At 62.4% G+C, this 24,819-nt stretch carries 21 protein-coding genes and 1 tRNA gene; 9 read left to right on the forward strand and 13 right to left on the reverse strand.

The features are described 5' to 3' along the window. Positions 1 to 335: 335 nt before the first annotated feature. From GV818_RS29100 to GV818_RS29115, 4 genes are all read left to right on the forward strand, one after another. The gene (locus GV818_RS29100) at positions 336 to 1,328 is read left to right on the forward strand and encodes a cytochrome-c peroxidase (RefSeq protein WP_161756836.1); all 993 of its coding nucleotides are present in this window, start codon (positions 336 to 338) and stop codon (positions 1,326 to 1,328) included. Between the two features lie 144 nt (positions 1,329 to 1,472). Further along, the gene (locus GV818_RS29105) at positions 1,473 to 1,985 is read left to right on the forward strand and encodes a sigma-70 family RNA polymerase sigma factor (RefSeq protein WP_161778210.1); all 513 of its coding nucleotides are present in this window, start codon (positions 1,473 to 1,475) and stop codon (positions 1,983 to 1,985) included. A gap of 2 nt (positions 1,986 to 1,987) precedes the next feature. Beyond that, positions 1,988 to 2,932: a FecR domain-containing protein gene (locus tag GV818_RS29110; RefSeq protein WP_372242133.1), complete on the forward strand. Its 945-nt coding sequence runs from the start codon at positions 1,988 to 1,990 to the stop codon at positions 2,930 to 2,932. 119 nt (positions 2,933 to 3,051) lie between these two features. Beyond that, entirely contained in the window at positions 3,052 to 5,532 is a 2,481-nt protein-coding gene (locus GV818_RS29115) for a TonB-dependent siderophore receptor (RefSeq protein ID WP_161778212.1), read from the forward strand. A 64-nt stretch (positions 5,533 to 5,596) separates the two neighbouring features. Here GV818_RS29115 and GV818_RS29120 read toward each other — a convergent pair whose 3' ends face one another. Then, positions 5,597 to 6,436, reverse strand: coding sequence for a 5'-nucleotidase, lipoprotein e(P4) family (locus tag GV818_RS29120; RefSeq protein ID WP_161756832.1), 840 nt, complete (start codon positions 6,434 to 6,436; stop codon positions 5,597 to 5,599). Positions 6,437 to 6,750: 314 nt separating this feature from the next. Between GV818_RS29120 and GV818_RS29125 the strand changes: the two genes are divergently transcribed. Together GV818_RS29125 and GV818_RS29130 are read left to right on the forward strand one after the other, a co-directional pair. Further along, the gene (locus tag GV818_RS29125; RefSeq protein ID WP_161778213.1) at positions 6,751 to 7,455 is read left to right on the forward strand and encodes a helix-turn-helix transcriptional regulator; all 705 of its coding nucleotides are present in this window, start codon (positions 6,751 to 6,753) and stop codon (positions 7,453 to 7,455) included. 63 nt (positions 7,456 to 7,518) lie between these two features. Further along, positions 7,519 to 7,821: a hypothetical protein gene (locus tag GV818_RS29130; protein ID WP_161756829.1), complete on the forward strand. Its 303-nt coding sequence runs from the start codon at positions 7,519 to 7,521 to the stop codon at positions 7,819 to 7,821. Positions 7,822 to 7,908: 87 nt separating this feature from the next. On the opposite strand, the gene GV818_RS29135 is transcribed toward GV818_RS29130, so the two are convergent. From GV818_RS29135 to GV818_RS29160, 6 genes are all read right to left on the reverse strand, one after another. Further along, positions 7,909 to 7,985, reverse strand: a tRNA-Met gene (locus GV818_RS29135). A gap of 77 nt (positions 7,986 to 8,062) precedes the next feature. Continuing rightward, positions 8,063 to 9,526, reverse strand: coding sequence for an amidase (locus GV818_RS29140; RefSeq protein WP_161778214.1), 1,464 nt, complete (start codon positions 9,524 to 9,526; stop codon positions 8,063 to 8,065). Between the two features lie 72 nt (positions 9,527 to 9,598). Further along, entirely contained in the window at positions 9,599 to 10,633 is a 1,035-nt protein-coding gene (locus tag GV818_RS29145; protein WP_161778215.1) for an extracellular solute-binding protein, read from the reverse strand. Positions 10,634 to 10,660: 27 nt separating this feature from the next. Beyond that, positions 10,661 to 11,467: an ABC transporter permease gene (locus GV818_RS29150; protein ID WP_372242136.1), complete on the reverse strand. Its 807-nt coding sequence runs from the start codon at positions 11,465 to 11,467 to the stop codon at positions 10,661 to 10,663. Further along, complete coding sequence (locus GV818_RS29155; protein ID WP_161756825.1) at positions 11,467 to 12,387, reverse strand: ABC transporter permease; 921 nt, start codon at positions 12,385 to 12,387, stop codon at positions 11,467 to 11,469. Before GV818_RS29155 ends, GV818_RS29150 begins: the two co-directional genes overlap by 1 nt. Before the next feature lie 15 nt (positions 12,388 to 12,402). Beyond that, positions 12,403 to 13,521: an ABC transporter ATP-binding protein gene (locus GV818_RS29160; protein ID WP_161778216.1), complete on the reverse strand. Its 1,119-nt coding sequence runs from the start codon at positions 13,519 to 13,521 to the stop codon at positions 12,403 to 12,405. Between the two features lie 228 nt (positions 13,522 to 13,749). Here GV818_RS29160 and GV818_RS29165 point away from each other — a divergent pair, with 228 nt between their 5' ends. Both GV818_RS29165 and GV818_RS29170 read left to right on the forward strand, forming a co-directional pair. Beyond that, positions 13,750 to 14,655, forward strand: coding sequence for a LysR substrate-binding domain-containing protein (locus GV818_RS29165; RefSeq protein ID WP_161778217.1), 906 nt, complete (start codon positions 13,750 to 13,752; stop codon positions 14,653 to 14,655). Between the two features lie 126 nt (positions 14,656 to 14,781). Beyond that, entirely contained in the window at positions 14,782 to 15,999 is a 1,218-nt protein-coding gene (locus tag GV818_RS29170; RefSeq protein WP_161756822.1) for an MFS transporter, read from the forward strand. 129 nt (positions 16,000 to 16,128) lie between these two features. Here the strand turns inward: GV818_RS29170 and GV818_RS29175 are convergent, their stop codons facing one another. Genes GV818_RS29175 through pchA form a run of 4 tightly spaced genes read right to left on the reverse strand, consistent with a single transcriptional unit; the run spans position 16,129 to position 20,269 of the window. Further along, positions 16,129 to 17,697 (reverse strand): FAD-binding oxidoreductase, encoded by a 1,569-nt coding sequence (locus GV818_RS29175; RefSeq protein ID WP_161756821.1) that lies wholly within the window; start codon positions 17,695 to 17,697, stop codon positions 16,129 to 16,131. A gap of 13 nt (positions 17,698 to 17,710) precedes the next feature. After that, positions 17,711 to 18,400 (reverse strand): hypothetical protein, encoded by a 690-nt coding sequence (locus tag GV818_RS29180; RefSeq protein ID WP_161778218.1) that lies wholly within the window; start codon positions 18,398 to 18,400, stop codon positions 17,711 to 17,713. Between the two features lie 10 nt (positions 18,401 to 18,410). Further along, entirely contained in the window at positions 18,411 to 18,746 is a 336-nt protein-coding gene (locus GV818_RS29185; protein ID WP_161756819.1) for a c-type cytochrome, read from the reverse strand. Between the two features lie 47 nt (positions 18,747 to 18,793). Then, a complete protein-coding gene (pchA, locus tag GV818_RS29190; protein WP_161778219.1) occupies positions 18,794 to 20,269 on the reverse strand; it encodes a 4-hydroxybenzaldehyde dehydrogenase in 1,476 nt (491 codons plus the stop codon). A gap of 537 nt (positions 20,270 to 20,806) precedes the next feature. Here pchA and GV818_RS29195 point away from each other — a divergent pair. Then, on the forward strand, positions 20,807 to 22,645 hold the full coding sequence (locus tag GV818_RS29195; RefSeq protein WP_161778220.1) for a sigma-54-dependent Fis family transcriptional regulator: 1,839 nt from the start codon (positions 20,807 to 20,809) through the stop codon (positions 22,643 to 22,645). Between the two features lie 48 nt (positions 22,646 to 22,693). Here GV818_RS29195 and GV818_RS29200 read toward each other — a convergent pair whose 3' ends face one another. Both GV818_RS29200 and GV818_RS29205 read right to left on the reverse strand, forming a co-directional pair. Continuing rightward, positions 22,694 to 23,629 carry a SphA family protein gene (locus tag GV818_RS29200; RefSeq protein WP_161778221.1) on the reverse strand — a complete coding sequence of 312 codons (936 nt, stop codon included), beginning with the start codon at positions 23,627 to 23,629 and terminating at the stop codon, positions 22,694 to 22,696. Positions 23,630 to 23,846: 217 nt separating this feature from the next. Further along, positions 23,847 to 24,737 carry a helix-turn-helix domain-containing protein gene (locus GV818_RS29205; protein WP_161756815.1) on the reverse strand — a complete coding sequence of 297 codons (891 nt, stop codon included), beginning with the start codon at positions 24,735 to 24,737 and terminating at the stop codon, positions 23,847 to 23,849. Positions 24,738 to 24,819 lie beyond the last annotated feature (82 nt).

Below are 24,819 nucleotides of genomic sequence, written 5' to 3' on the forward strand. Positions count from 1 at the left end.
GGGGCGGGTTGTGGCAGGCACTGAGGCCGAGGGTGGCGGCCAGCAGGCCGAGGCTGAGCAGGTGACGGGGAGGGAAGTTCGAGAACACGCATTGAGCTCCGTTCACTGGGAAATGAGGTGTCGTCCGTGTGGGGCAATGTACAGCAGTGACGCCGCGAGTTGGGCCTGGGTGTGGCCCTGGCCATGTCTCCGGCAAGGTGGACGGTATGGCCCATGTCCCCTGTACACGGGGTCGCAGGCAGGGCTTCACCCGGCCGTCGATTGATCTGAGTCAGGGCAGTGGGGGGGAGTTGGGTACAGGGTGAAGCAAACTATAAGCCTGATGAGAGGACGCCATGCACCGTTGTAAGTGGTTACTTGTTTTCGGATTGCTGTTAGGGGGCGAGGTACGGGGAGAGACGCCGAACGAGCCGATCCTGCCGGTACAACCGGCGAAGATTGTCGATGCCGCCAAGGTGGAGCTGGGCAAGCAGTTGTATTTCGACCCGCGCCTGTCCAAGTCCGGTTTCATTTCCTGCAACTCCTGCCACAACCTGAGCATGGGCGGCAGTGACAACCTGCCCACCTCCATTGGCCACAACTGGCACCAGGGGCCGATCAACTCGCCCACGGTGCTCAACTCCGGTTTGAGCTTTGCGCAGTACTGGGATGGCCGCGCGGCCACGCTTCAGGAGCAGGCCGGCGGTCCGATCACCAACCCGGGCGAGATGGGCTTTACCCACGAACTGGCGGTGGACGTACTGCGCTCCATTCCCCAATACCGGGCCTCGTTCAAGCAGGTATATGGCAGCGAGGAGATCAAGTTCGACGATGTCACCAATGCCATCGCCGCCTTCGAGGACACCCTGGTGACGCCGAATGCGCCTTTCGATCGCTGGTTGAAGGGTGACAAAGCGGCGATCAGCCCGACCGCGCTCAAGGGCTACCAACTGTTCAAATCCATTGGCTGCGTGGCTTGCCACAACGGTGAGGCGGTGGGTGGCAGCTCATTCCAGAAAATGGGCATGATCGAGCCCTATGTGACCCAGAACCCGGCCCAGGGCGTGGCCGGACTCACCGGCAAGGATGCCGACCGGATGCTGTTCAAGGTACCGACCTTGAGGAACGTGGCCTTGACCTACCCCTACTTCCATGACGGTGCCTACTGGAAGCTGGAGGAAGCGGTAGACGTGATGGCTCGGTTGCAACTGGGGCGCAAGCTGGGGGATGAGGAAATCGGCCAGATCGTGGCTTTCCTCGAAACCCTGACTGGTGATCAGCCGGACTTCAAGCTGCCGATGCTGCCGCCTTCCTCGGCGCAGACCCCGCGCCCGCAACCCTTCAACTGACCTGGGTGGAAAAACCGCAGCGTGCTGCGGTTTTTCCGGCAAGGCCCGGCATGCGGCATTCAGGTCTGCCGGGAAGGGGGCTCTGTTGTCATGAAAAAACGACTGGATAATAATGAGATATATTATCATTAGCGACGGTCGATCATGGACGCAGGGGTCAAGGCTTCAATATTGCTGGAGATCGAAGATCTGTATGGCGCACACCACGGCTGGTTGAAGGGCTGGTTGCGCAGCCGTACCGGCAACTGTGCCGATGCCGCAGACCTGGCCCAGGACACCTTCGTGCGGATGCTGTCACTGCGCCAGTTGCCGGCACTGCGAGAGCCCCGTCATTACCTTGCGACCATCGCCCGCGGCCTGCTGATCGACAAGGCGCGCCGCAGAGTTCTGGAACAGGCCTATCTGGAGGCTTTGGCGGCACGTCCGGAGCCCCAGCACATTTCTCCTGAAACCCATCATCTGATCATCGAGTCATTGCTGGCCATCGATGCCTTGCTCGATGGACTGGGCACGCGTACCCGGCAGATTTTCCTCATGGTGCAGCTGGACGGCTTGAGCTATGTGCAGGTCGGGCGGCAGTTGGGGGTGTCGGTGACCACCGTCAAGAATCATCTGGGCAAGGCGCTGCTGCAATGCATACAACTGATGGACGATTGAACGTGCCGTCGCCTCCTCCCCTGGACAAGGCCCACCTGCAGGCAGCGGTGGACTGGTACCTGGTCCTCAACGATCAACAGGTCAGCGCGGCGCAGCAACAGGCCTGGCAGCAGTGGCTTGGCGCCGATGCGCAACATGCGCGGGCCTGGGGCCGGGTGCAAAGGCTGCAACAGCAACTGCGTGGGGTCCCGCAGGATATTGCCTTGCCGGTCTTGTCGGAAATGGGCATCCAGCGCCGCCAGGGTCTCAAGGTGCTGCTGCTGCTGATGGCTGGCGGCTCGGCGTTGCTGGGCGGGTATCGGCTGTCTCCCTACAGCGCCGACTTCGCCACGCGCACCGGCCAGCGCCGGGAAGAACTGCTGGCCGATGGCACGCGGCTGCACCTCAATACCGATACCCGGGTCGACGTTGCCTACAGCCATGAAGAACGGTTGATCTTCCTGCGTCAGGGCGAGATCCAGGTCACCACGGCCGCAGACCGGGCCCCGGCGCGCCCTTTGCTGGTGGCAACCCCTCATGGCCGCATCCGGGCCCTGGGCACCCGTTTCGATGTGCGCCTGGAATCGGCCTTCAGCCGTGTCTCGGTTCAGCAGCATGCGGTGGAGGTGCGCCTGAACGATGATCCACAACATGCCCAGAGGGTCGCCGAAGGCCAGGCGCTGACCTTCGGCTCCGGGCAGATGGGGGCGCTGCGGGTGGCGGACAATGCCGAGAGTGCCTGGGTCCGGGGCCAGATGGTGGCGCTTGACTGGCGACTGGCGGATTTCATCCGTGAGTTGGGCCGTTACCGCCCTGGCTACCTGGGGTGTGCGGATGAAGTTGCGGAGCTGCGGATCAGCGGCGCCTTTCGCCTGGATGATATCGATGGGGTGCTGGCCAACCTGCCGTTGTCGTTGCCGGTGAAGGTACGGCGGTTTTCCAGGTACTGGGTGCGTGTGCAAGCGTGACGGGCGGATGGTCGCTTGAAGAAAAATCGTCAATGCGCCTTGCCGATTCCCTCTGGCGTTCGGCTCATCAGTAGAGCGGTCAATCAGCCGCCTTTACTGCTATGGCATAGGACGCGTACATGAGCCACCGGAGTCGTTTCACCCAGGCCGCCCTGCGGCGCAGTTTCAATCGCACGGCGTTGAGCATCACCCTTGGCGCGCTGCTGGCGGCCACCAGTGCTGCGCCATTGGCCCTGGCCCAGGAGGCGGTGGGCGAAGCGCAGGCGTTCAACATAGCGTCAGGGGCACTGGGTACTGCGCTCAGTGAGTTTGCCGCGGCCAGTGGGGTCACTTTGTCCTTTGGCTCCAGCCAGACCCAGGGTCTCGTTACCCAGGGGCTCAAGGGCCATTATTCCTTCACTCAGGGCGTAGCGCAGCTGCTGGCCGGCAGCGGCTTGCAGCTGCGCCAGGAGGGCCCGGCGCGCTACACCCTGGTCAAGTTGCCGACGGGGGCGGCGCTGAATCTGGGGCCGACCCAGATCACCGGCGCGTCGCTGGGCACCACCACCGAAGACACTGGCTCCTACACCACCGGCGCCATGCAGACGGCCACCAAGCTGGCCCTGTCGATTCGCGAGACTCCGCAGTCGGTGACCGTGGTCACCCGCCAGCGCATGGACGATCAGAACATGCAAAGCCTGGAGGATGTGCTCAAGAGCACCCCGGGCATTTCCATCACCAAGGACGGACCACAGCGCCCCATTTTCTATTCGCGGGGTTTTGCCGTGCAGAACCTCATGGTCGATGGCCTGGCCAACGACATGTCCCATTATCTGAGCCGGGACATGAGCACTGCGGCCGACACGGCGATCTTCGATCGGGTCGAGGTCATGCGTGGCGCCGCCGGCCTGATGCAGGGTACGGGCAGCCCCTCGGCGGCGATCAACATGGTGCGCAAGCGGCCCACTGTGGCCCCGCGTTTGAGCATCACTGCCAGTGCCGGCAGTTGGGACAATTACCGCAGCGAAATCGATGCCTCCAGTGCCCTCAATGACAGTGGCACGTTGCGCGGACGCTTGGTGACTGCCTACCAGAGCAAGAACAGTTTCCAGGACGTGGCCGATGCCGAGCGTTCGGTGTTCTACGGCATTGCCGAGGCCGACTTGAATGACAACACCACGCTGAGCGTGGGCGCTACCAATCAGGCGTCGCACAACACCACGACCTGGGGCGGGCTGCCTGCGGCGATTGACGGCCGGCATCTGCACCTGTCGCGCTCGGCCTACCTGGGCAGTGACTGGGAGTACTGGGACCAGAACAACGTCACGGCTTTTGGTCGCTTGGAGTACCGCTTCGACAACGCCTGGAAACTGTTGCTGTCGGCCAGCAAGTCCTGGTCCGACTTGCAGATGCTCGGTTCGATGACCGAGCGTTTCGGCGCTGATTTCGACGAGTTTGGTCAGTACGTCGGTCAGTACCACTACAAGGATCAGCAAGACAGCTACGACCTCTTCGCTTCCGGGCCGTTTGCTCTGTTCGGGCGTGAGCATGAGCTGGTGGTGGGGGCCAGTCAGCGTGAGCTGGCCTTTCGTGGCAAGGGCAATTTCCAGGACAACGAGACGCGGACCAACATCTACCATCCCGATCCCCATAGCGTACCCAAGCCACAGATGGACCTGGATTACTGGCGCCAGGAGCGCAACGCCGAGCTGAAAAGTTTCTACCTCACCTCACGCTTCAGCCTCGCCGAGCCCCTGACCCTGATTCTGGGCGGGCGCCTGGACTGGTACGACTACGATGTGGATACGCGCTTTGCCGGGGTGCGCACCGCCTCCAGCACCGACTACAAGGTCACCCGCAACCTCACCCGCTATGCCGGCGTGGTCTACGACCTCGACGCCCATCACTCGGTGTATGCCAGCTACACCGATGTCTTTAGCCCACAAGCGGAAGTGGACAGCTCCGGTGGCTTGATCAAGCCCGTAGTCGGCAAGAACTATGAGACGGGCATCAAGGGCGAATACTTCGAGGGGGCCCTGACCGCCAGCGCTGCGGTGTTCAGGATCGACCAGGTCAATCGCGCCAAGCAGGTGATCAGCGCTCAGTGCTCCAGCCTGCAGTGCTACGAAGCCAGCGGCGAGGTGCGCAGCGAAGGTATCGAGCTTGAGGTCAACGGTAAGCTGGCGCCGGGCTGGGAGCTGGGGGCGGGCTACACCTATGCCCAGGCCAAGTACCGCAAGGACAGCAACGAAGACAATGTCGGCCGGCTGTTCGACACCGATATTCCACGTCACGTGTTCAAGGCCTTTACCACCTACCAGCTCCCGGGAGATCTGCATCGCTGGAGTGTGGGCGGGGGGCTCTATAGCCAGAACCGGATCTACAACAAGGATGTGAACTTCTACGACTCGGGCACGCCGATGTACGTCGAGCAGAAAGGCTATGCCCTGGTGGACCTGATGACCCGTTACCGGGCGTCCGAGCATCTCGAGTTTCGCCTCAACCTGAATAACGTCTTCGACAAGAAGTACTACCAGAGCATCAGCACCAATACCTATTACGGCAACGACATTTATGGCGAGCCACGTAATGCCATGGTGACCATGCGCTGGTCGCTGTAGGGGGCCATGGCTCGAAGGGAGTCATGACCGCCCTTGTGCGGGGGGGGGGCGTGGCGTTGCCTGGTTACTCTTTCGTCTGCCAGGCGTTGGCACCGGCTGCGGCCTTGAACTTGGCACGATTCTCCGGCGTGGCCGGTGGTTCGGAATCACCAAAGATTGCCTTCAGCCAGTGGCCGTCGGTGGGGTTGGGGAAAAGGATGAACTTGCGCCCGAACTGTTCCTTGTCTTCGGTCATCAGGCTGCTGCGTTGCTTGACGTCCGCCACGTAGTACTTGCGCTTGAAGTCGTTGAGGTTGTCACCGAGCACCACCACCACGGTGTGGTCCTTGGCGATTTCCATTTGCCGAGGCTCCTTGTTGGAGCTGTCGCGATATACCGTCAGGTGTTGCTCATCGGCAAAGGGCAGTTGGTTTTTACGCAGGTTGGCCAAGGCATATTCGTAGGTCTTTTCGCCTTGGTCCCGGCTGGTGACATAGAAGACTTCGACGCCCTTGGACTGGGCGTACTTCAGGAACTCCACGGCGCCCGGGGTGGCGACGGGGCCATTGTCTGCAACCCACTTGTCCCAGGCCTCGTCATCGAAGAACTCTTTCCCCGAGTTGATCATGTAGCCCCAGTAGCTGTTGCTGCTGAGCACGGTGTCGTCAACGTCGCTAATGATCGCCAGCGGCCGGTCACCGGCCTTGTGTTCTTGCAGAGCGCGATCCAGTTGCAGGCGGGCGATGTTGAAGCCCTGGTAGTACAGGGCCTCGAATTCGGCGGCGGTCTGCTTCCAGGCCACGGCGGCGGTCAGCAAGTTGGAGGGCGGAGTAGGGGCCTGTTCGGCGAAGGCTGGAGTACAGGTGATTGCCAGAAGCGAGAACAGCCACGGAGCGACTGAAGTCATGTGGTTTTTTATTGTCATTATCGAGCCCTTGAAGTGAGGATGGCGCAGCTCTCACAAACACTGCTGGAGTGTTCTATCCCAGCCAGTGGGGGTGCTCAATGCGGGTGTCGCGTTTGTAGATCAATGCGGCGTAATCTCCAGACTTTTCTGCGGCAATCCACACCTCAGCTTGCTGACCTACCACGGTGCTGGTGACCTGCAATACGTTGGCTGAGTGTTCTGGCAAGGCTCGCAGCCGGCTTATCGACGATATGTGTGATTCGTTTGCCTCGGGTATCAGTGTGCGAGGCATCGGTGGGTTTTCTCCGAAAAAATAGCTCAGGGAGCAGGGTGTGCGTAAATCCGACCGACTGTTCCAGGTCGTCAACCTGATCCGCGTGCATCAGCCGATCACGGCTGAGGATCTGGCCGAGCGTATTGGCGTTTCGGTCCGCACCATCTATCGCTATGTCGATGACCTGTCGGTGAGCGGTGTTCCGCTGTATGGCATGCCGGGTATCGGCTATGCACTGCGCGAAGGGTTCGAGTTGCCGCCTTTGAACCTGACTCAGAGTGAGTTGGATGCGCTGATGCTGGGTGTCGAGATGCTTTCAAATTCGGCGGGGGCGGAGCTGGCTGCTTCTGCCAGGACACTGTTGAGCAAGGTAGCCGCTGCGGTGCCACGGCGTAATACACAGCCTGGCCTTTCCAGTATCCGGGCGCTGCGGGTCAGGCCCTCGACCGTGCAGCAGCAATACCTGGATGACCTGCACCGCGCGATTCAAAAGGCCGGCGCGGTGCGTTTTTCCTATCTCAGCTTGAGCGGGCAGTTGTCGAGCAGGCGGGTATTTCCGTTGGGGCTGTTCTACTGGGGCGGGAAGTGGACAGTGGGAACCTGGTGCACGAGCAAAAAGGCGTACAGGGATTTCAGAGTCGATCGGATCAGCCATTTACACATCACTGAGCAGGAGCCGCCGTTAGCAGGACAATGGAATTTGCGCGCTTACATGCAGTTCCAGTCTGAGCAATGGGCGGCGCAGAACATCAACAGCGACTGACAGCACGCTGTCAGTAGGGGCTCCGGATACTGACCGCCTTTCACCACAGCAAAGGAGTGATGTATGACGCAGAGCAACCATGTACTGGAATTGGCCGTTTTTACCGTCAAGGAGGGTTTTGAATGTCAAATGCCGCAACTGCGCGTGATGCTTCGAGAGGCGCTGCGAGGATTTGATGGGCTGATCGAGTTCTTGGGGTATTGCCCTGAACCCCAAGGCCGGATGTTTGCCGATCTGGCTAAGTGGGACAGTCTTGAACATGCGCAGAAAGTTGCACGGGCTTTTGCGGATGGCGATCTCAGGTTTGCTCCATACGCTCAGGCGATCGAAACACTGACGTTCATGGGGCATTTTTACCCTGAGTAGAGCGGGCCTTTTCAAGGCCGGCCGTGGCGTTACTTTTCTACGGGCATAAAAAAACGGCCTACCTTGCGGTAAGCCGTTTTTAGTACTTGGTGGCTACACAGGGACTTGAACCCCGGACCCCAGCATTATGAATGCTATGCTCTAACCAACTGAGCTATGTAGCCAAGTGGCGCGCATTATTCGCTCGGAACGGCAATGCGTCAAGCATTTTTGTAAAAAAATTATCTACGCTATCAACCGTTTATCCCTTTCCCCCCGAAAGTAGCGGCGATGGGCAGCGCTGGAACCAGCGGCTGGCCTGTTCGTAGGCATGGGCCAGTTGCAGGACGGCGAAGTCGGCCTGGTGCCGGCCGATGATCTGCAAACCCATGGGCAGGCCGTCGGCGTTGAAGCCGGCCTGCACGTTGGCCACCGGGCAACCGGACAACGTGCCTGGGATCACCACCTCCATCCAGCGGTGATAGGTGTCCATGCTCATGCCTTCAATGCTCCGAGGCCAGGGCACGGTCTTGTCGAAGGGGAAGACCTGGGCGCTGGGCAGCAGCAGGTAGTCGAAACGTTCGAATAGCTTTGAAATAGCCCGATACCAGTCGCTGCGAATCACCGAGGCTTCAAACACCTGGTTGGCGGATAGCTTGAGGCCATTCTCCACTTCCCAGATGGCTTCAGCCTTGAGTTGTGAACGCTTCTGCGGATCGGCATAGGCGCTGCCCAGGGAACCGGCAACCATCCAGTGGCGCAGGGTGCGCCAACTGCTCCACAGGCGTTCCGGGGCGAAGTCGGGGGTTGCCGGTTCAACGCTGCAACCCAGGCTGCGGAAGTCGTCGAAGGTTTTTTCGCAAAGTGCCAGCAGGCCCTTTTCCATGGGCAGGTAGCCGTTGAAATCTCCCAGCCAGCCCAGGCGTGCACCTTTGAAGTCGCGCTCCAGCGGGGCGGCGAAGCCTTGGCCGGATTCGGCGATGGACAGTGGCGCCCGGGCATCGCCGCCGGCCTGCACCGACAGCAGCAGCGCCGCATCGCGCACGCTGCGGGCCATGGGGCCTTCGTAGCCGAGTTGGTCGATGAACAGGTCGGCGCTGTCGTCAAAGGGCACCCGGCCCTGGGACGGACGGAAGCCGAAGATGTTGTTGAAGGCCGCCGGGTTGCGCAGCGAACCCATCATGTCGCTGCCGTCGGCCACTGGCACCAGGTGCAGGGCCAGGGCCGCGGCGGCGCCACCGCTGCTGCCGCCGGCGGTCTTGCGCGGGTCATAGGCACAGCCGGTGGCGCCAAACAGCGGGTTGTAGGTCTGGGAGCCGAGGCCAAACTCCGGGGTGTTGCTCTTGCCGATCAGAATGGCGCCGGCGGCCCTGATCCGTTCCACCATGATGCCGTCGCGCTGGGGGATGAAGTCGCGGTACAGCGGTGAGCCCAGGGTGGTGCGGATGCCCCGGGTCAGGGACAGGTCCTTGATGGCATGGGGCAGGCCGTGCATCCAGCCACGGTACTCACCGCGGGCCAGTTCGGCGTCGCGCTGGTCGGCCTCGGCCAGCAGGCTGTCGGCCGGTTGCAGGCTGACCAGGGCATTGACCAGGGGGTTGTAGTGCTCGATGTGGGCAAGGTAGGTCTGCATCACTTCCCGGCAGGAAACCTGACGCAGGCGGATACGCTCGGCGAGTTCATGGGCCTGGAGCAGGACCAGTTCGCTGGGGGGCTTGGCGATCATGGCAGGAGGGCCTTTCAAACGGCTTTAGAAACGCCCCGGCATCCAGGCCGGGGCGGCAGAAGTCAACGCAGCTCAGCGCATCAGGTTGGTCCACAAGCGGTCCGCAAGGCGGATCGCGCCTTCACCGCAGGTCTGGCTGAAGACCACCTTGGTGCCCTCGGGGATGTGCAGCTCCGGGGCGTCCTTCAGGGCCGCGTCGAGGAACGGTGCGACGCCCTTGATCGGGCTCTGGTGCTTGAGGAAGTTCTGGGTCATGGCGGCGTTCTCAGGCTGGCTGAGGAAGGCGATGAAGGCCCTGGCATTAGCCGGATTCTTGCTGCCCTTGGGGATGACCATGTTGTCCACCCAGGCCAGCACGCCCTCTTTCGGGTAGAGGTATTTCAGGCTGGGTTTCATCTCCCGGGCGCGCATCGACGAGCCGCCCCAGAACATCGACATATCGATTTCCCCGGCCGCCAGGTTCTCGCGGATCGACCCGGCCTTGGAGCTGTAGGTCTTGACGAAGGGCTTCTGCGCCTTGAGCACGCCGAGGATCTGCTGCATCTGTTTCGGGTCTTCGCTGCACAGCGGGATGTTCAGGTACAGGCTGGCCATGTCGATCACTTCGCTGACCGAGTCGAACATGTTGATCCGCCCCTGGAGCTCCGCTGGCGGCTCGTAGAGCACCTTGTAGCTATCGGCCGGCCCCTTGTAGCGGTCGCCGTTGAGCACCACGCTGGTGGTACCCCAGATGAAGGGCACCGAGTAGGCGCCTTCAGGGTCCCAGGTGGGGTGCTTCAGGTTGTCGACGACACTGGCGTAGTAGGGCTGCTTGGCCGGGTCGAAACGCTCCAGCAGCTGTTCCTTGATCAGGATCGGGATGAACTGGTGGGACGGGATCGCCACGTCATAACCGGTGCCGCCCTGTTTCAGCTTGGCCAGCAGGGTCTCGTTGGAGTCGTAGGAGTCCACCGTCACCTCGATACCGGTCTGCTTCTGGAACTTGGCGAGGATCTCCGGCGAAAAATAGCCGCTCCAGCTCACTACGTTGAGTTTCTCGGCGGCTTGTGTCAGCAGTGGCAGACTCAGCAACAACGAGGCACCCAGGCTTGCGATCAACTTGCTCATGTCATTTCCCCAAGGTCAGTGGAAGGTTCAAGCGTGTTTCTTGCTCAGCAGGTAAGAGAGGCTGACGAACAGCACCGAGACGCCGAGGATCAGCGTCGACACGGCGTTGACGTCGGGTGTCACGCCCATGCGCAACAGGCCGAAGATGAAGATCGGCAGGGTGGTGGTACCGGCCTGGGAGACCATCATCGAGATCACGAAGTTATCCAGCGAGACGATGAAGGCCAGCATCAGCCCGGAGACGATCCCCGGCATCAACAGCGGCAGGGTCACCTTGCGAAAGGTCCGCCAGGGCCCGGCATACAGGTCCGCCGCGGCGTGCTCCAGGGACAGGTCCATGTCGTTGAGGCGGGCGCGAATCGGCAGGTAGGCGAAGGGGATGCAGAACACCGTGTGGGCGATGATCAGGTTGCCGTAGCCCAGGGACAGGCCCAGGGTCGAGAACAGCGCCAGGGTGGCCACGCCAACGACAATTTCCGGCAGCACCAGGGGCAGCATGATGGCGCCCATGGACAGTTGCAGGCCCTTGAACTTGGCGCCTCGCGAGGTGCCCAGCGCTGCCAGGGTAGCGATGGCGGTGGCGGCCATGCTGGCGCACACGGCGATCAGCAGGCTGTTGCCCGCCGCCTGGCGCAGGGCCTGGTTGGCGAACGCAGCGCGGTACCAGTCGAGGCTGAAGCCGCTCCACACCGTGGCTGACTGGTTGGCGTTGAAGGAGAACACCACCAGCACCAGGATCGGCGCATAGAGGTACAGGTAGAACAGGAAACTGAAGCCGCCGAAGCCGGGAAAGTCCTGGACGCTGAGGCCCGTGCGTTTGAACAGGTTCATCATCATGCACCTTCCTGGACATTGCGCTGGCGCTGGGCGCGCAGGGCGTAGACGGTCAGTACCAGCATCACCGCGGCCATCAGCACCAGCGACAGGGCAGCGCCGAAGGGCCAGTTACGCGCATCGCTGAACTGGCGGAAGATCAGGTTGCCGAGCATCATCTTGGTTCCGCCGCCCAGCAGTTCCGGGGCGATCATGGCCCCCAGGCACGGCACGAAGGTGAGGATGGCGCCGGCGAAGATCCCCGGCTTGGCGATCGGTAGCACCACCTTGCGCAGGGTACGAATACGCCCGGCGTAGAGGTCCTGGGCCGCTTCCAGCAGGCGGATGTCCATTTTTTCCAGGGTGGCGTAGATCGGCAGCACCACGAAGGGTGCGTAGGTGTAGACCAGCCCCAGCAGCACCGCGCCGTCGGTGTACAGCAGTTGCAGTGGCTCGTGGATGACCCCCAGGCCCATCAGGCTGTTGTTGATCACTCCGGTGTTGCGCAGCAGCAGGATCCAGGCGTAGGTGCGGATCAGCAGGTTGGCCCAGAACGGCACGGTGATCAGGAAGATCAGCAAGCCCCGGCGTTGCACCGGCTGCATGGCCAGCCACACCGCCACCGGGAAACCGATCAACAAGGTGATCACCGTGGTCAACCCGGCGATGCCGATGGAGCGCAAGGCGATCAGCAGGTAGGAGTCGGCGAACGCCAGGCTGTCGTCCAGTTGCCGTTCGAACAGCAGGGAGGTGTAGGCGTCACTGCTGAATACCTTGTTCACCCCGCCGTAGGGGTTGGCTTCCATCAGCGAATAAGCGATGACGATGAGGATCGGCACGATCAGGAACAGGCCGATGGTGACCAGGGCCGGGCTGACCCCGAGGAAGCTGCGAAAAGCCTTGCGGCGTTCCAGGTGCTGCGAGATCGATGAGGCTTGCATGGCGAATCCTCCCGTTCAATCCAGCAGGACGCTGGCGCTGCCGCGTTCGAAGACCAGGCCGGCGTTGCTGCCCACGGCCAGGCGCTGGTTGTGCTCGACGCTGTTGGGGGTGCGCACGGTGAGCCGCGTACCGTCGCTGAGGCTGACCTGGTACTGCAGGTCGGTGCCCAGGTAGGTCATCGTTTCGATGCGGCACGACAATGCGTCTGCGGCGATGTCGCTGCACAGGTGCAGGCGCTCCGGGCGCACCGACAGGGTGACCTGCTGGCCGACCTGGGCTTCCTTGCACGGTTGCGCCGGCAGAGCATGCCAGGCCGGGCCGTTGAACCAGACCAGGCCCGCTTCGACGCGGCTGACGGTGGCCTGGATGAAGTTGGTTTCACCGATGAAGTCGGCGACGAAGCGATTGCGCGGCTGTTCGTAGATTTCCTCCGGGCGACCGACTTGCTGTACTTCACCTTCGGACAACACGGCGATGCGGTCGGACAGGGTCAGGGCTTCTTCCTGGTCATGGGTGACGAAGATGAAGGTGATGCCGGTCTTGGCCTGGATGGTCTTGAGTTCCTCGCGCATGGCCTGGCGCAGCTTGAGGTCCAGGGCCGAGAGGGGTTCATCCAGCAGCAGCACCTTGGGATGGGGCGCCAGGGCCCGGGCCAGGGCGATGCGTTGCTGCTGGCCACCGGACAGCTGGTTGGGCTTGCGCCCGGCGAAGCGCTCCATCTGCACCAGGGCCAGCATCTCGCGCACCCGCTCGGCAATCTGCGCCTTGCTCAGCACCTGGCCCATTGGCCGGGACTCCAGGCCGAAGGCCAGGTTCTCGGCGAGGGTCATGTGGGGGAACAGCGCGTAGTGCTGGAACACCGTGTTCACCGGGCGCTCGAAGGGCGGCCGCTCGGCGATGTTCTCGCCATAGAGGAGGATCTCGCCCTGGGTCGGGAATTCGAACCCGGCGATCATCCGCAGGAGGGTGGTCTTGCCGCAGCCTGAGGGGCCGAGCAGGGTGAAGAATTCGTTGTCGCGGATGTCCAGGTCGATGTTCTTCAGGGCCACCGGGCCGCTGTGTGGATCGCCGTAGACCTTGCGCACTGAACGGACGGACACCGCCAGCGTTTGCAGCGCATGCAGGGCATTCATGCCTTACCTCCGATTCCCCCATGAACTGTCTGGCAGGCCATGGATATTGTTTTTTTTGGGGCAGGATCGAGATGTGTTCGGGTCTCTGGAGAACCCGGTTTTCTGGGCTTCTCAGGTATTTTTTGTTGTTCTGCTGGGGCTGATTATCAGTGAGGGGTTGCGGGGGCGAAACATCAATTTTAACATACCAGCTGTTAAAAAATTTAATAGCAGAGAGCGTGCAGAACCATGGCTGAACAGCGTTTGCCGCCGTTGAACGCAGTGCGTGCTTTTGATGCTGCGGCCCGCCTGGGCAGCTATGTCGAAGCGTCCAGGGCCCTGCATGTGACCCAGCCAGCCATCGGCCGGCATGTGAAGCTGTTGGAGGACTGGCTCGGTGTGCAGTTGTTCGAACGCACTTCGCGCGGGGTGACCCTGACCCCGGCGGGGGAGAAATACCACCGCAAGATCGCCGCGGCTTTGCAGTTGATCATCGAGGCCGGACGTGAGGCGCAACCCAAGGCCGCCGAGCGCTGGTTGCGGATCATGGTGGTGCCGGGGTTTGCCAAGCGCTGGCTGACGCCGCGCCTGGAGGCGCTGCGGCATCTGCGTCCGGGGCTGAAGTTCGCCATCGAACCGAACTCGACCTTCACCGAGGTCGACGCCAAGACCAGCGACCTGGGAATTGCCTACGGCCTGGAAGGGCAATACGCCGAGTCTCGGGTCAGCCTGATCTGCCCTCGGGTGTTTCCGATTTGTACTCCGGCCTACCTGGCCAGCATCGAGCCGATGCTTAGACCGGCGGACCTGGCCAGGCATGAGCTGATCCACTTTGACGACGGCGAGTGGTGGAACATGTGGTTTGCCGCCAATGGCCTGGATCTCCACCTCACGTCCGACTTGATCTACGTGAACAACGATCACGCCTTGTCGGTGGCGGAAAGCGGCCAAGGCATTGCCCTGGCCAATGAAGTGCTGGTGCGCGAGGAACTCAAGGCCGGGACCCTGGTGCGAGTGCTGGAGGATCAGGTGAAGCTGGAGAGCTATCGTGTGCTGACCCCGGACCATGAATGGTCGGCGGATGTCGAATGGTTTATCCAATGGCTCAAGGCCGAGCTGGAAGCGGACTTCCCCGAGGCGCGGATTATCGATTGATCGCCAGCGGCTGCCTGAGGGGCGCTTGAGGTCGTTAGCAAGCTAATGGGATGGCGCCACTGCATTGAAAAATGGCACATTGACGCACCTGCCCCTGTGCACCCACTCGTTGTACGGAAACTCTCTATGGCTACCCGTAACGCCCCGCCTGTCGCAACGACGGCTTCTCCTGCTTCACCAAGCAGCCCGCTGGTCCTGCGCATCATTGGCGCGGTGGCCCTGGCGCACTTGATCAACGACCTGATCCAGGCGGTGTTGCCAGCGATCTATCCGATGCTCAAGAGCAGCTACGGCCTGACCTTCACCCAGGTCGGCCTGATCACCCTGACTTTCCAGCTCACGGCGTCGCTGCTGCAACCCTGGGTCGGCTATTACACCGATCGGCGGCCCCAGCCGTTCCTGCTACCGGCGGGGATGATCTGCACCCTGATCGGTATCTTGATGATGTCCCAGGTGGGCAGCTTTGCCTTGATCCTGCTGGCGGCGGGCCTGATTGGTGTCGGTTCCTCGACCTTTCACCCGGAAGCCTCGCGGGTGGCGCGGCTGGCCTCAGGCGGGCGTTATGGCCTGGCGCAGTCGAGCTTCCAGGTGGGCGGTAACGCCGGCACCGCGTTCGGCCCCTTGCTGGCGGCGGCGATCATCATTCCCTACGGCCAGGGCAACGTCGCCTGGTTCGGGCTGTTCGCGCTGTTTGCCCTGGTGGTGCTGTACGCCATCAGCCGCTGGTACGCCAACCACCTGCGCCTGTACAAGCTCAAGCAGGGCCAGGCGGCGACCCACGGCCTGTCGAAGAACCGGGTGATCAGCGCCCTGGTGGTCCTCGGGTTGCTGGTGTTTTCCAAGTATTTCTACATGGCCAGCTTCACCAGCTACTTCACCTTCTACCTGATCGAGAAGTTCGACCTGTCGGTGGCCAGCTCGCAATTGCACCTGTTCCTTTTCCTCGGCGCGGTGGCGGCCGGGACCTTCTTCGGTGGGCCCATCGGCGACAAGATCGGCCGCAAGGCGGTGATCTGGTTCTCGATCCTTGGTGTTGCGCCGTTCACCCTGCTGCTGCCCCATGTGGACCTGTTCTGGACCAGTGTCCTCAGTGTGGTGATCGGTTTTATCCTGGCCTCGGCGTTCTCCGCCATCGTGGTCTATGCCCAGGAATTGGTGCCGGGCAATGTCGGCATGATCGCTGGCGTGTTCTTCGGCCTGATGTTCGGTTTTGGCGGGATCGGCGCAGCGCTGCTGGGGCATCTGGCGGACATTCATGGCATCGAGTACGTGTACTACCTGTGCTCGTTCCTGCCGTTGTTCGGGGTGTTGGCGATCTTCCTGCCGCGGAGCAAAAAGGCCTGAGACCCCCGTCAGCCGTGAGCAAAAAACGCCCGGGGCAGAGTGCCTCGGGCGTTGTTGTTTCAGCGCTTCTGAACGTCGTGCGGTTGTGCCTGTGTCTTGCTCCTGCTGACCTCGACGCGGGTCTGGTGCCTAGAACGGGTTGGCCAGGTCGATCCCGGACTTGCCTGGAGCGAGGATGTTGTTCGGGTCCAGGGCACGCTTGATCGCGTGCTCGACCTTGCGCTTGACCGGGCCGTAGCTCTGCGCCACCCGCTCCTGGAAGGCCGTGTTGACCCGGTACACCGCATAGCCTTGCTCCTCGAACACATCCAGCAGTTCGGCGAAGCAGGCGTTGGCCCGCAGGGTTTCCTCCGGGTTGCTGCGGTCGTACAGCACGTCGATGACGTGGTGCATGTCGCGCCAGCCGACGATGAATTCGCCCACATAATCCAAGCCATGTTTGTTGAGGATCTTCTTGGCCAGTGCCTGTTGCTTGTTGCACTCGCTGCCCCGGGCCTGGCTCACCGGAGCGAACCACATCGAGCCACCGCCGCCGCGCCAGTTGTACAGGCCGAACTCCTGCAGGTTGGGTACTCCGGACATCAGTTGCGAGCGGTACAGGAAGGGTTGCGTGGAGCCGGCTTGTTCCTGGGTGACCATGCGTCCCTTGCCCAGCGCCTTGAGGGCCTGGGTGACGATCTTCCAGTTGACGTCCACTTGCTCCTGGGTGCCGTACAGGGCGGCGTAGACGTTCCAGGCGCCGAGGTCCTTGTCCTTCTGGATCTGCTTGAGGATGGCCTCCGAAGTGGCCCCCGGCTCACGGGTGTAGTCGGCGCGGCGAGTGTTGCAGGTGGCGGCTTCCCACAGTACCCCGGCGATCACCACCGAGTTGGGAATCACCTGGGCGATGCGCAAGGGGCGGATGAATTCGACGATCTCGGCGATGTCCGACTCGTTCTCGAACTTGATCTCGAACGGCTTGAACACCGGCGGCTTGGGCATCAGCCAGAAGCCCATCTTGGTACAGATGCCGTAGTTGGCCTGGGTGAACATGCCATCCAGGGTCGGGCCGTAACCCCATTTGAACACCTGCCAGGCGTTGTCGCCTTTGACCCCGCCCATGCCGGTGCGATAGATGTCACCGTTGGCCAGCACCACCTCCATGCCGCATTGCATCAGGAAGTGCTCGCCATAGGGGGTGTAGCCCACGCCGCGGTCCATGGTGTTGCCCAAGGGCCCAGCGATGGCCGACGGCGCCGAGAAGGACAGCATCAGCGGCAGGTTGTTTTCCTGTATGTAGTCGTACAGCTGCTGGTAGGTCACCCCGGGCTCCACCAGCGCGGTGCACAGCTCTGGGTCGACGTGGAGGATCTTGTTCATTTTCTTCAGGTCGAGAATCACCTGGCCGCGCTGGCCGGGAGCTGCCGAGCCGTAGCCGAAGTTGCGTCCGGTGGAGATGGTCCAGAGCGGAATCTTGTGCTCGTTGCAGATCTTCACCACCCCTTGCACCTGCTCGACGCTGGTGGCGGTAACCGCCGCGGAAGGCATGTGCTCGGCGGTGTCCACGGCGATCATGATCTTGCTGTAGGGCACCAGCTGGTCGTCCTTGACCAGCACGTTCTCGTCACCCAGCAGGGCGCGGAACTGGGCGATGGCTTTCTGGAAATGGGCGGCGTTCACGCCCCTTGGCAGCAGTGGCTTCTGGGTTTGCTCAGTCATTGGATCAGCTCCTTCAAGCCTCAATCGAGAACGAAACGAAATGGCCGCTCAGCGGGGTGGCCCGAGGGCTCGCCAAAGGCGCTTCGCCGAGTGTGCCGCGGGCCAGTTGGGCCAGGTTGTAGCCCAGGGTGGCCGCCCATTGTTCGGCACTGCGCGGGTCGCGGGCCCGGGCGCTGGCCTGGAACGCGGGTTGTGCCAGCAGGCGTTGTTCACTGAGGCTGAAACCGGCGCCACAGGCGTTCAGTTGCAGGCCCAGTTGCAGGGCGCAGCCATTGGCGGCCTCGGCGCTGAGCAGTTGGTGGCGCGAGGTGCGGGCATCGCTGTGGTGCTGGCCGAGCCATTGCAACCGCGCTCCGGCGCTGCGGGCCTGGTCGAGCACCAGCGCCGCGCTGGCATCGTCCAGCAGGCCGATGATGCGTTGCGGCTGGCCGCTGCCCAGGCGCTGTTGCAGTGCCAGGATGAAGTCGAGGTTGCCCTCGCAGCGTTGCACGCTGACCTGGCGCGCCACCGAGCTGGCGTTGATCCCTTGGACGAAGGCTGAGTCGGCGACGGCGGTGCTGACCAGGGCCAGGGTCGGCAGCACCTTGCCTGACGGCGAGCCCAGCACGCTGTTGGCCAGGCTCAGGCCGGAGCCGGTTACCGTGACGCTGGCCAGGCCGCCCAGGGCCATGCCCTTGAGCAGCGAGCGACGTTCAATGTTCATGCGCATCTCCTCAAGGTTGGGCAGCCGCAGCCGGTGCCTTGGATATGTAGTCGGCGACTTGCTGCAAGGCGTTGTCGTCGATGAAGGAGGCCGGGAAGGCCGGCATTGCCCGAAAGCCGTTGCGCACTACCGCAGTGATGTAGGGCGCTGGCAATTGGCGGCCCTTGATCAGCGGTCCGACGTTGTGTTCATGGCAGTGGCCGCAGACCTTGGCGTAGACGTTTTCACCATTTTTCCAGACGCCGTCGCCATCGGCGGCGGCCTGTCCGGCAAGCATCGCCAAGGGCAGTGCCAGGCACAGGGCAAGGGTCCGTTTCACAGCTGAGCTGTTGAGGAGCGAGGACATTGCGTACTCCGTATTGTTATGGATGGATCGGTTGATGAGCGCCTGGGTCAGAAGGGGTAGGGGCGCGGTGCGTGTTGCAGGGTGATCCAGTGGTCGGTGGTGAACTCGTCGATTGCCCAGTCGCCGTTGAAGCGGCCCAGGCCGGAGTTCTTCTCACCACCAAAGGGCGCGTTGGGCTCGTCGTTGACCGGCATGTCGTTGACGTGACTCATGCCGGCATGCAGGCGCTGGGCGAACTGCGCGCCGCGTTCCAGGCTGGCGCTGAACACGGCGCTGGACAGGCCATATTCACTGGCATTGGCCAGTTCCAGGGCGTGCTCGGCATCCCGCGCGCACTGGATGCCCACCAGTGGGCCGAAGATTTCCTCCCGGGCGATCTCCATGTCGGCGCTGACGTTGCCGAACACATGGGGAGGCAGGACATTGCCCAAGGCGGCGCTACCCAGCAGCAAGGTCGCGCCTTCGGCCAGGGCCAGGCTGATCTTGTCTTGCAGGCCGGCCAGTTGTTTGCTGTTGATCACCGGGCCGACCACGGTGGCGGCCAGGCTCGGGTCGCCGTAGGGCAGCGCTTTGACCCGTTCGACAAAGCGTTGGGTGAAGGCCTGCAGCAGCGGTTGCTCGACGATGATGCGATTGATCGCCATGCAGATCTGTCCCTGATGCAGGAACTTGCCCACTACGGCGGCGTTCACCGCTTGTTCGACATCAGCGTCGGCCAGGACCACGAACGGGCTATTGCCACCCAGCTCCAGGGCCACGTGCTTGAGGTGTTCGCCGCCGCTGGCAATGCGCCCGATGTTGCGGCCCACCTGGGTCGAGCCGGTAAAGGAAATGAACGCCGGGACCGGGTGCTCGACAAAGGCATCGCCGATTTCCGCTCCGGCGCCGACCACCACGCTGAGGACCCCGGCGGGCAGGCCCGCCTCCTCGAAAATCCGTGCCAGCAGCAGGCCGCCGGTCACCGGTGTGTCGCTGGCCGGCTTGATCACCACCGCGTTGCCCAGGGCCAGGGCCGGAGCCAGGGAGCGGGCGCTCAGGTGCAGGGGGAAGTTCCATGGGCTGATGACTCCGATGACCCCCAGCGGCTTGCGGTAGACGCGGCTTTCCTTGCCGGGAATGTTGGAGGCGACAATCCGTCCGTGTACCCGGCTGGGCAGGCTGGCCGATTCAACGATGATGGCGCGGGCAGCGCCCCATTCGATCTGCGCCTTGATCCGCGTGCTGCCGGACTCGCGGATCAGCCAGTCGATGATCTCTTCGCGGCGCTCATCGAAGATCCGTGCGGCGTTGAGCAGCACTTGGCCTCGTTCCGCCGGCCCGTTGGCGGCCCATTGCACCTGGGCCTGTTGGGCTCCGGCATAAGCCGCATCGAGGTCCTGACGATTGGCCAGGCTGATCTGCAGCAGGCATTCCTGGGTGAAGGGGTCGAATACGCGGAGCGCACGGCCGCTGCTGCCGGCTCGCCATTGTCCGGCGAGAGGTTGCAGTTCGAGGTGTTGATAGGCAGGTCGAGTCAGGGTCATGGGGTTTCTCTTGTTCGTGGCCATAGCTCGGCGCTCGGCAGTCAAGCCGATGGCGCGGGAGGGTGTGAGGCGATTACCGCTACAGCGGCATGTCAGCCGAGTGCGGCAAGGTTCTGGACGAGCCGAACGGAGCAACGCAGGCGCTTATGGGGCGGCAAGGTGCAGGGAAGAGCGGGCGCAAGGTGGGCGGAGGGCATGGCAAGGTCACCTGTTCTTTTGTTATGGATGAGCATCTGCCTGTGCATAACAACTATCGTGCCAGATGGTTTTTTCATGAAAATATTGTTTAAAAACAATTAGTTATTAATTATTTTCGATTTTTTATGCAGTGATTGAGTGAGCGCTACAGCGCGGGCTGCGGAAATTTATGCAGAGAAGTCGTAGCCCTGTCGAAAGCTCGGCGCGCCAGCATGGCTGTGGATACTGTGCGGTTACCGGCCAGAATCAGCGGTGAGCCCGCGGGGGGCAGGGATGACGATTGACCCGGTAAAGCGCCGGGGCATACTGCAAGCTCCCTGAGCTGCCGGTTGCCTGCCCATGACTCGTTCTCCTTCCAGCAAGCCCGTTCGTTCTGCGGATGAAGACTTTCTCAAGCAGGTGCTGGGCCGACACAAGCGCTTGATCGTCGATCGCACCAGCCAGTTCGAGGTCAGCGGCCTGCCCTCGGCCGCGCAACTGGCAGAGACGGTGGCCTTTGCTCCTCAGGACGGCAGCATCTGGTTGTGCGGACAGCGGATGCTGCTGATGCAGGGGGCGGCGTTCGGCGCCATCCGACGCGAGTTGATCGAGGCGCTGGGTTTCGACAAGGCCCGCGGACTGATCACCCGTATCGGCTGGCAGGCGGGCGCCCGGGATGCGGCCCAGGTCAGCGAGCAGTGGCCGGAAGGGGATCACGCCAGTCTCTACAGTGCCGGGCCACGTCTGCACATGCTTGAAGGCATGGTCAATGTCGAGGTGGTGCGTTTCGAAATCGACTCCAGCATCGGGCATTTCTATTCGGAGTTTCTGTGGCACAACTCCCTGGAGGACGATGAGCACATCGCCGCTTATGGCCTGGGGGGCGAGCCGGCGTGCTGGATGGAGATCGGCTACGCCAGTGGCTACGCCTCGTCATTGCTGGGGCGGCTGGTGGTGTTCCGCGAGCTGGAGTGCCGGTCGATGGGACAGGCGGCCTGTCGTATTGTCGGCAAGCCGGCCCAGCAGTGGGACGACATTGATGTCGACCTGATGTACCTGGACGCCGGTGATTTCCTTAGCCGCAGTGCCTATGTCTCGAAGGGCGAGACCACGGTCGCCGAGCTGGAGGCTCCGGTGGGTGACAAGCAGTTGGTGGGGATCTCTGCCGCCTTTGTGGCGGCCAGCCAGTTGCTGCAACGGGTGGCGCCGACCCAGGCGACAGTCCTGCTGACCGGGGAGTCGGGGGTGGGCAAGGAGCTGTTTGCACGCAATCTGCATCAGGCCAGCGCCCGTCAGCATCAGCCGTTGGTGGCGCTGAACTGCGCGACCCTGCCGGAAAACCTGGTGGAGGCCGAACTATTCGGGGTGGAGCGGGGGGCTTTTACTGGCGCCGACCGCTCGCGTCCCGGGCGCTTTGAGCGGGCCCACGGTGGCACCTTGTTTCTCGATGAAATCGCCACCCTCAGCCTCAGCGCCCAGAGCAAGATCCTGCGGGCCCTGCAGGAGGGCGAGATCGAGCGAGTCGGTGGTACTGAGTCGCTGCAGGTGGATGTACGGGTGATCGCCGCGACCAACCTCGATCTGCGACGCGAGGTCGAGGCCGGGCGTTTTCGCGAGGATCTGTTCTATCGCTTGAATGTGTTTCCCATTCACCTGCCGCCCCTGCGTGAACGGCGTGAAGACATTCCACTGCTGATGAGTTACTTCCTGCACCGCTTCAGCCTGCGCCATGGACGGCAACTGGCAGGCTTCAGCACGCGGCTGGTGAATGCGCTGCTGACTTATCGCTTCCCCGGCAATATTCGTGAATTGCAGAACCTTATCGAGCGTGGGGTGATCGCGGCCGGCGAAGGTGAGGTCATGGATGTGGTGCATCTCAGCGAGGCGGGAACGCCGCTGGCGGGGATGGCGATTGGACTGACCGCTGAAGGGCGTCTGTCGGCGCCGCCGATGCGGAATGAAGCGGCGCCGGTGGTTGCGTCGGCCAAGACGGATCAAGCGCCGGTCGAGGAACCCGAGCTGGCCAGCCTGCAGGCGTTTCTCTCTGGGCGGGCGCCGGCCCTGGGTACGTCACTGGAGGAGATCGAGTTGCGGTTGGTGCGTCTGGCGCTGGAGCGCTCCGCTGGCAATATCACGGCAGCTGCACAGATGCTTGGCATGAGCCGGGCCCAGGTCAGCTATCGCCTCAAAGGCCGTTGAGCGGGCACCTCGCCCGCATCGGGGCAAGGTTGCGCCGTTGGCCGCGGGTCAGAGTGCAGTGGTGAACTTCAGCCAGTAGGCCTGGCCTTCAGCGCGGTTGCGTACCCCCGATTCGTCCTGCCATTTGGCGCTCAGCGACCAGCCGTTCCTGCTGGTGTATTGCAGCGCGGGACCGATGGCGAAGGAGCGTCCGCGGTTGCCGTCGCGGGCTTGCACCAGGGCTGCGGCCGCGCAGTTGGCAACGCTGCACTGGTCGTCGCTGATCTGTTGATAGGCGTGCCCGCCGACGCCGATCACCCAACCGTTGTCCAGCCCCCAGCCGAGGCTGTAGTCGGCATGCAACTCGCGCCCGGACTGATAATGGGTGGCGCGGTTTTCGAAGTTGTAGTCGTGCATCAGGCGCACGTCGGCGTTGAGTCCGGCGGGGTCGGTGTAGGTCATGGCATAGACCGCCTGCACCGTGTAGTAGTTGTTCCCCAGGTTGATCAGGTCGTGCTTGTCGTATTCACCGCCGGTGGGCAGCACAAAGTCGACTCCCAGGGCGCTGTGGAACTTGTCGCTGTGATGAAAGCCCAGCACCGGGCCGAGGTGGGCGTCTCCGATACCGCGCTTTTGCTCATGGGGGCCGTTCTTGAGGTTCAGGCGCATGTCGTTGAGGGGCAGCAAGGCGTGGAAGCCGAGATTGCCCCCCAGCACCTGCTGTTCGGTAACCCAGACCAGGCGCGGCACCACGCTGGTGACGCGCAGGTCGATGGCTGCCGCCTGGTGTCCGCCATTGTCTCGCAGGCTGTCGGCGAGGTAGTTGCCGACGAATACCTGAGCGTAGGTCCCGGGCGGTGGCAGGATGCCCATCCCGTAGAGCTCGATGCCCATGGGCCAGGAAGAAACACCGCCTTCGCTGGCCTGGACCCAGGAAGCGTGGCCGCTCAGCAGCAGGCTGGAGGTGAGAGCAAGGGCGCGCAGGCGCAAGGAAATCTGATGCATGAGAAGGTCTGCCTTATTGTTATGGGGGCATTCGCTGGACGTGGATCCAGGAGTGCGGGCAGAACATTTCAACTAGTGTGCCAACCGCTCGTTTTCTATTTTTCCCTTTTAAATCATGTTGATAGCCTTCGCTGGCAGTGCCTGGTGGCGCGTGTGGATCGCTTCGTGGCGAGATTTGTTAAGAGAAATCGGCTGTTTGCATAAAACTCGTGGTAGCTCAGTCGCCCGGCGTGGCGTGCCCGGTGCCCTGTCGGAAGTGATTGGGCGATTGGCCGCTGAGGCGTTTGAAGAAGCGCGAGAAGTAGGTGGGATCGCTGAAGCCCAGGTTGTCCGACAGCTGGCTGATGCTGATGTTGGTGTAGATCAGGCCGCGCTTGGCTTCCAGCATCAGGCGCTGGTGGAGGATCTGCAGCGCAGTCTGCCCGGCCAGTTCCCGGCACAGGGTATTGAGGTGCACGCTGGACAGGCCGATGCGGTGAGCCAGGGACTCCACCGTGGGATGCTCCTGATAGTGCTGTTCCACCAGCTTGATGAAGTGCCCCAGCAATTGCTGGTTGCGCTCACTGCGGTTGCTCGGCGGGGTGTTCTGCTGGCCACGACGACTGATCCATACCACCAGCACGTTGACCAGCGAATGCAGCAACAGGTCCCGGGTCGATGCGCTGCCTTCGTATTCGTCCAGCAGTGCCTTGAACAAGGTGTTGAGGCTGAGCCGGTCGCGGCCCACCGGGTAGCAGCCGGAAGATGCGAGCACCGCCAGGGGGGCGCCCAATTGCGTTTCCAGTTGCGCCACCAGTGGCGCCCCAAGAGTCAGCACATACCCTTCGATGTTCTCGGAAAACTGGAAGCCGTGGACCATTAATGGTGGGACCACCTGGATTGACGCCTCGCGCACTTCCTGGCGGCGCCCCTCGACCTCCACGAGGGCCTGACCCCGTTGCACATACAGCAGTTGGTAGAGGTCGGCGTGGCGGTGCGGCTTGATCTCCCAATGGTGCAGGCTGCTGCGTTTGGGGATGGATTCGCAGTGCAGCAGGTCCGGTGTCGGCCAGGCCTGGTTTTCGCCATAGAGCTTGAACACGGGGATGCTGGAGCGGCTGGTTTTCATGGGAAGCGACCCTTCGGATCAGTACGGGCAGAGTGCTCGATAATCGAACGCTGTTTTCAAAAGTGCATTTTTACGCCGGTTA

Source organism: Pseudomonas sp. Fl4BN1, assembly GCF_009908285.1.
Taxonomy (GTDB): domain Bacteria; phylum Pseudomonadota; class Gammaproteobacteria; order Pseudomonadales; family Pseudomonadaceae; genus Aquipseudomonas.